General features: G+C 38.8%; 5 protein-coding genes. All 5 read left to right on the forward strand.

Annotation, left to right across the window (positions count from 1 at the left end; all coding sequences use genetic code 11):
* The first annotated feature begins 506 nt into the window (after positions 1-506).
* The 5 genes from DSZ37_RS12105 (at position 507) to csn2 (ending at position 7,622) form a co-directional block, all read left to right on the forward strand.
* Entirely contained in the window at positions 507-1,490 is a 984-nt protein-coding gene (locus DSZ37_RS12105; protein WP_109727157.1) for a helix-turn-helix transcriptional regulator, read from the forward strand.
* A gap of 154 nt (positions 1,491-1,644) precedes the next feature.
* Positions 1,645-5,754 carry a type II CRISPR RNA-guided endonuclease Cas9 gene (gene cas9 / locus DSZ37_RS12110; protein WP_109727158.1) on the forward strand — a complete coding sequence of 1,370 codons (4,110 nt, stop codon included), beginning with the start codon at positions 1,645-1,647 and terminating at the stop codon, positions 5,752-5,754.
* On the forward strand, positions 5,751-6,635 hold the full coding sequence (cas1, locus tag DSZ37_RS12115) for a type II CRISPR-associated endonuclease Cas1 (protein WP_109727159.1): 885 nt from the start codon (positions 5,751-5,753) through the stop codon (positions 6,633-6,635). The genes cas9 and cas1 overlap by 4 nt, the downstream gene beginning before the upstream one ends.
* Before the next feature lies 1 nt (position 6,636).
* On the forward strand, positions 6,637-6,957 hold the full coding sequence (gene cas2, locus DSZ37_RS12120) for a CRISPR-associated endonuclease Cas2 (RefSeq protein ID WP_242978624.1): 321 nt from the start codon (positions 6,637-6,639) through the stop codon (positions 6,955-6,957).
* The gene (csn2, locus tag DSZ37_RS12125) at positions 6,954-7,622 is read left to right on the forward strand and encodes a type II-A CRISPR-associated protein Csn2 (RefSeq protein WP_109727160.1); all 669 of its coding nucleotides are present in this window, start codon (positions 6,954-6,956) and stop codon (positions 7,620-7,622) included. The genes cas2 and csn2 overlap by 4 nt, the downstream gene beginning before the upstream one ends.
* The last annotated feature ends 194 nt before the right edge of the window (positions 7,623-7,816 follow it).

The following is a 7,816-nucleotide window of genomic DNA, read 5'->3' on the forward strand; positions in this document are numbered from 1 at the left end:
GGAATTGGCAGAGTTACAAAGCTTAATGGAACGATAGCATTGATTATTGCTTAATACATAGAGTATGTCGTCAGTTTTGTTATGCCCAACCATATCGTCATGACTAAATTGATGACATGCCAAAAAAAGCCCGAAATATCGGGCTTTTTTGCTACCCAAATCTCGAAAATTTTACTTCGATTTTCATAGATGACATTGGGCTGTTTTAGCCATGTGTAAGGATTTGAACTCTCAAAAGAGCAGATCCAGTCCTCTCCAAAGGTCGAAATACAGGCAAATATCGATTTTCTTGGCAAAAAATAGTATACAAAGTTTCAGACTCGGTTTTAGTGGTTTTCACGAAATGTGAAAACACTGGGATCGAGTCTTTTTTGGCAAAAGTTTACAAAGTTGGATGACGCTTATATACACAAATTAACTGTACGTTTTTTGTGACAGTTACGAATTGACTTTAAACGAATAATGTGATACCATGGGCATATAAACTGGGAGAGGAGTCGGCTGATATGCAGAAGAACAAGATGCTGTTGCTGATCGAGATCCTTAATCATGAAACTGATTCTGAGCATCCTATTACCACAAATGCTTTGATAGAAAAATTATCAAAGAATAATGTACCCTGTGAACGCAGAACTCTTGCAAGAGAAATTTCACAGCTCATAGAGATGAATTATCCCATAAGGATCGTGAAGAGCGGTCACAGTAATGCATTTTATATGGAACACAGCAGTTTTTCCATTTCAGAGCTTAAAATTATAATTGATGCGATACAGGCATCCGCTGTTATTCCTGAGGAAACAACTAATTCCCTGACTGAAAAGATAGCAGAGCTTGGCGGACACTACTGTGCTGAACTTCTACAGAACAACAGGATCAGATTTAATATAAGGAAACAAACCAATAACTGTGTCTGGGACTCGATAGCAGTTATCGAAGAATCATTCAAAAGTCAGACACAGATCTCATTCCTGTACTTCAAGCATGATGAAAATGGAAAAAAAGTTTATCAGCGTAATAAACAGCGCTACGTTGTTGATCCGATCGCATTGATATATGAAAATGACAACTACTATCTGCGCTGTTATAATCAGGAAAGAAAAGACTATCGGAATTACCGCATAGACCGTATGGAGAACACACAGCGCCTTGATACGATTATTTGCGATGAGGCTCTTATTTCACCGACAGAATTGGCGACTTACACTGCAAGGACTTTCAAAATGTTTGGCGGTGATGAGACAGATGTGGAATTGGAGTTTACCGGGGAACTGATTGATGTTATATTCGATCAGTTCGGCTTTGAAACGATTATTCAGAGGCAAGAGAATGGCTTGTATTCTGCTAAAGTCAGAGTCCAGATAAGCAGGACCTTTTGGGGATGGTATTTTCAGTTTCCGGATCAGATCCGGATCATTTCTCCGAAGTCAGCAGCTGAAAAATGCAAGGAATGGGCAAAGCACGCCTTGCATGGAGATACAAATTCAAAATAAAAAATCCCTGCTTTTCAGCAAGGATAATGCACAACACTTGTGCGAACGGTTAAACCGAACGATTTGAAAAAATTTTTATTTGAACTCGTAGTGTAATTTTATAGGGTAGTAACTCCTATGCCATTATATTACCACATATAAGGAGGTTTGTCAAGTGGCAAATGAAAAATTTTTCTTAGGACTGGATATAGGCTCAAATTCTGTGGGATGGGCAGTGACTGATGAAAACTACAAGATAAAAAAATTCAAAGGGAACCTTATGTGGGGTGTACATCTGTTTGATGAAGCACAGCAGTCAGCTGACAGAAGGATGTTCAGAACTGCTCGCCGCAGACTTGACAGACGCCAGCAGAGGATAGTTCTTCTTCAAGAACTCTTTGCAGCAGAAATTTTGAAAAAGGACGAGAAGTTTTTCCTGAGATTGAAAGAGAGTGCCCTTTTGCCTGAGGACTCAGATAACAGAAAGCATAATATCTTCTTCGATGATGATGGATACGGAGATAAGGAGTATTATGCTCAGTATCCGACAATACATCATCTGATCGCAGAATTGATGAGCAGTGATTCTTCTCACGATATCAGACTTGTATATTACGCATGCGCTTATATCCTTGCACACAGAGGACATTTTCTATTTAATGTGGAAAAGGATAATATTGATAAGATCACGGATTTTAAACCTTTGTTCAAAAAGTTTTATTCTGATCTGACTGAGCTTTGTGAAACTCCTGCATTTGATGCGAATGCAGAGATAATGGAGGAAGTGCTGAAAAAGCATATTTCCGTTACTGCAAAAGACAGGGAGCTGAAGCAGCTGCTTTTCGGTGGAAAAGTTCCTAAGGATATCGGTGTAATAAAGTACGAGCTCCTCACAAAGCTTATATGCGGCGGAACAGTAAAGCTGTCAGAGCTTTTCCGGAAAGAGGAATATGCAGAACTTGAAAAGAACTCAATATGTGTGAAGAACTCAGACTTTTCCGATACACTGGAAAATCTTGAGGGACAAATTGATGAACTCCATTTTGCACTTATTGCCAGTGTCAAAGCAATGTATGACTGGTCACTTCTCGTTGATATACTTCACGGAGAAACTATGATCTCAAAATCAAAAGTTGAAGTATACGATAAACATAAAGCTGATCTTAAAGAACTTAAATATTTTATAAAGACATATCTTAATAAAGCAGCTTATGATGCTGTGTTCCGTGAAATATCCGATAAAGCAAACTATGTCTCCTATGTTTACAATGCGTCCTCAGATGATGAAAGAAATAAATATAAGAGATGTTCACAGGAAGACTTCTGTAAATTCCTGAAGCCTTATTTGGCAAAAATAACTCCGACCAATGACGATAAAGAGCGATTTGATGAATTAAAGAAAAAATGTGAAGATAATGAACTTTGTCCGAAACAGGTCACTACCGATAACCGTGTTATCCCCTATCAGCTTTACTATGCTGAGCTGAAAAAGATCCTCGAAAATGCCTGCAAGTATCTTCCGTTTCTGAATGAAAAGGATGAGTACGGAACGGTTGCTGATAAGATACTAAAGATCATGGAGTTCCGTATCCCATATTATGCAGGTCCTCTTATCAGCGAAGAAAAGAGCGCTAATGCGTGGCTCAAAAGAAAAGCAGAGGGGAAGATATATCCATGGAATTTCAGAGATATCGTGGAAGAAGATGCGTCAGAAAACGAGTTTATCCGCCGTATGACCTGCAAATGTACTTATCTTGCAGGAGAAGATGTTCTTCCTAAGTATTCTCTGCTCTACAGTAAATTCATGGTGCTCAACGAGATAAATAATATCAAGGTAAACGGTGAGCCCATATCTGTTGAAGCAAAGCAAAAACTGTATCAGAAGAAGTTTGTTGAAAGCAAAGCAAGAGTTACAAAGAAGCGTATCAAGGAGTTTCTTGTTTCTATCGGAGAATATAGCGGAGAAGTCGAAGTAACAGGTGTTGATGATACAATAAAGTCATCACTAAGGTCTTATCACGATTTTAAACCTTGGATTGAGAGTGGTCTGCTAAAAGAATTCGATGTCGAGAAGATCATAGAAAGAATAACTGTTACAACTGACACAAAGCGCCTTAAAAACTGGCTGAAGCAGGAATATCCTCAGCTTTCAGCAAGCGATGTAAAATACATTTCCAAGCTGAAATACAAGGACTATGGCAGGCTATCAAGATGTTTTCTTGAGGAGATCATTCCTATAGATGCTGATACAGGTGAAGTATTAGGTGATAATAATATCATCACAGCTCTCTGGGAAACCAATAGTAATCTTATGCAGCTTTTGAGTATGGGGAAAGGTTATTCAAAGTACATTGAGAAGTTCAATAACAACTACTTCGATCAGCACCCGGATGAAAAGAGTATCAGCAGGCGCCTGAAGAATATGTACGTCCCCACAGCAGTCAGACGCTCTATAACTCGAACCCTTGATATTGTCAAGGAGCTGAAAACGATACTTAAAAAAGCTCCCGACAAGATATTCATCGAAATGGCAAGAGGTGAAGGAGATACCCCAAAGGGCAGCAGAACGAAATCAAGACGTGATCAGATAACAGAATATTTAGATAACTCTGATGCTGAAAATATTGGTGAGCTTCGTGAACGTCTTGAAAAGACAGACGATGGCAGACTTCGCAGCGAGAAAATATTCCTGTACTTTATGCAGCTTGGGAAATGCGCCTATACAGGAAAAAACATCAGCTTTGACGAACTTGATGACAACACCAAATGGAATATCGACCACATCTGGCCTCATGCAAAGATCAAGGACGACAGTATCGACAACAAGGTCCTTGTAGATTCTAATGCTAATGGTGCAAAAGGCGATAAATATCCCATAAGCTCCGATATAAGAAGCAAAATGACCGGATTCTGGCACGCTCTATATAAGAAGAATATGATGAGCGAAAAGAAGTATCAGCGCCTTATGAGAAGTACTCCGTTTACCGAAGAAGAGTTATCAGGCTTCATTGCCCGTCAGCTTGTAGAAACAAGACAGTCCACAAAGGCTGTTGCAACTATTCTGAAAGAGATCTTTCCTGAGAGTGAGATAGTGTATGTTAAAGCAGGTATCGTATCTGAATTCAGACAGGAAATGGATATGCTGAAATGCCGTGAGATAAACGATCTTCATCATGCGAAGGATGCCTATCTGAATATCGTTATGGGAAATGTCTATAATACGAAATTCACAAAGGATCCGCTCAATTTCATCAAAAGCGGTGAGCGCTATTCTATGAAGCTGTTCAAGAAAGATCAGAGCGGAAAGGAAAGCGGACTCCTGACAGGTATTGTTAAAAGAGGAGATAACGTTGCATGGGATCCTGAGACTTCATTTGATATAGTAAGGCATATGATGTCAAAGAATAGTATCAGGTATGTGAGATATACATACAAGCGTAAAGGCGGACTGTTCAATCAGATGCCAGAACGTAAAAAGCCTGGTCTCGTTCCACGAAAGAAGGGGCTTGATACTGAAAAGTATGGTGGATATAACAATACAACAGCAGCTTGCTTTTCATTGATTAAGTACAAGAATGATGTTATAATAATTCCTGTTGAAAATATGTATCTAAAACTCTATGAAACTAATAAAGAATTTCGCATTAATTATTCAGCTATACAGATGAAAGAAATCCTTTCAAGTGATATCAACATCAAAGATATCTCTTTTCCTTTTGAAAACAGAATTATAAAGATCAATACATTGATCGAAGTTGATGGATTTAGATGTAATATAGTACAAAAATCAAACAAAGGCAGAACTATAGTTGTATCATCAGCAGAATCTTTGATCGTAGGTAAGGAAATGAATGATTATATCAAGAAAGTATCTTCATATCTTGAAAAGAGCGAAAAAGGAAAGAAATTCGCACCTGCTGCATACAGCAGGCTTAATACTGATGATAACGTCAAACTTTTTGATTTGTTGTGCGATAAAATATCTAAGAAACCATTTAGTAGCGTATTACAGAAAATCGGCAACAAGATACAGAATAAACGAGAAGACTTTTTGAAATTAGAGCTTAAAGAACAGATACTCTTTCTTAGCAATATGATCTTGCTTCTCAAAACAGGACGCTCAACAGGATGTGATCTGAAGTTGATCGGTGAAAGTGGTCAGGCAGGTGTTATTACACTCAATTCAACATTAACGAAGATCGGTGGAAGGCAGAGTATTCGAATTATAGACCAATCCCCTACAGGACTTTTGGAGAAAAAGTCTGTCAACCTGCTTGAACTATGAGCTGGCGGACAGTAGTCATATCTAAAAGAGCAAAGCTGGATATGAAAACAGGATATCTCGTCGTAAGAAGCGAGGAGGAAACTCATAAAATAAACCTTGACGAGATATCCGTTCTCATTATAGAGAATACAGCAGTATCAATTACAGGATGCCTTATATCAGCTCTTACAGATAAAAAGATCAAGGTGATATTCTGCGATGAGAAACGTGACCCGACCTGCGAACTTGTATCATTGTACGGAAGTCATGATACTTCTGCAAAGCTGAGAAAACAGATCACATGGGACGATGATGTAAAGGCTTATATATGGTCGGAAATAATAGCAGAAAAGATACGCAAGCAGACTGAATTCCTTGAGGAATCGGGAAAGTCCGATGAAGCGGCTCTGTTAAAAAAGTACATTGAGGAGCTTGAACTCGGTGACGTTACAAATCGTGAGGGCCATGCCGCAAAGGTATACTTCAATGCCCTTTTTGGGAAGGAATTTACCCGCAGTCAGGAATGTGTAACTAACGCTGCACTTAACTATGGCTACAGTATTATACTTTCATATTTCAACAGGGAGATAACTGCTCACGGTTATGTTACTCAGTTGGGATTGTTCCACAGCAATATGTTCAATCACTTCAATTTTTCCTGTGATCTTATGGAGCCGTTCAGAGTGATCGTTGACAGATGTGTCGTTGAGAATGGCTTTACAAAGTTTGACAAGGAAGAAAAGCATATACTTGTAGACCTGCTGAATACTACAGTTTATATCAACAGTACTGAGCAGTATCTCGGAAATGCTATAAAGCTATATTGCAGGAGCGTTTTTGACTCGCTCAATGATAACGACGCTTCAAAGATAATGTTCTATTCCTTAAAAAGGCGGGAGTGAGATGAGCTACAGATTTATGAGAGTTCTTGTGTTTTTTGACCTTCCTGTTGCAACTTCTGAAAACAGGAGAGATTACAACCGCTTCAGAAGGTTCCTGATAAAAAACGGGTTTATCATGCTTCAGGAGTCTGTATATTGCAGAATGGTGCTTAATCAGACTGTTGCAGGAGCAGTGCTGAATGTAATAAAAAGCAACCGCCCTCCTGAGGGACTCGTGCAGGTGCTTAATGTTACAGAGAAGCAGTTTGAGAAAATGGAATTCATTACCGGCAGCTTCAAAAGTGATGTAATAGACAGTGACGAAAGGCTTGTGATCCTATGATGATAGCATATCCGGCGGCAGATATATGCTGTGAGATCAGCGAAGACAGGGTTCGTACCATTGTAATCGAAAACCAGCATATGTTTTACAGTGTGGTTTCAGATATTTGTTCTCAGCTTGAAGGGAATAATGGCGAAATTGTTATATCTGAGGAACATACTCCGCTGGATATGCGTAAATCCGCAGACCTGATAACTCAATTCGTGCCGTTTACAGTTAATCAGAAGGAACTTATCACAAAGCTGTATGCTGCATTAAAGAAAAAAGCGGTTGACGAAAAAATGTATCAGTACACTCAGGAAATATACAGAGCTATCGGTGAGTATCTTTATCAGTTGATTGAGGATGAAGAAAACGAGCTTGATATAACGATACCTGAGGATATTACCGGCATTTTAAAAGCATTCGATGTCAGATTTGACGACAGTGAACTGACTCTGCAAGAAAAGCTCTTAGAGTATATGCTGAGTGCAAGTGAGTTAAGAGGGCATCGGCTTTTCATAACAGTAAACCTCAGGAGTTATCTGACAGACAGAGAAACTGAGGAGTTTTTCCGGAGCTTGCTGCTGAAAAAAATTCGCCTGATGTGCATTGAAAGTGCTGATCATCCACGTTTAATTAATGAGGAGGTGATAATTATTGATAAAGATATGTGTGTGATCTGATTTGTTGACTTTTGCTAATATTTGCGATATAATATAGGCGAAACCTTATAAAAATATGCTGATGAGTAGTGTCATTATCTCAAATTTGAGGTTTGAGAGTAGTGTAATTTTATAGGGTAGTAAAACCAAGCCCGATATCGTCAACGACGAGTATCTGTTTGAGAGTAGTGTAATTTTATAGGGTAGTAAAACTA

The sequence above is a fragment of the Ruminococcus flavefaciens genome (assembly GCF_900116855.1).
Taxonomy (GTDB): Bacteria; Bacillota; Clostridia; order Oscillospirales; family Ruminococcaceae; genus Ruminococcus; species Ruminococcus flavefaciens_R.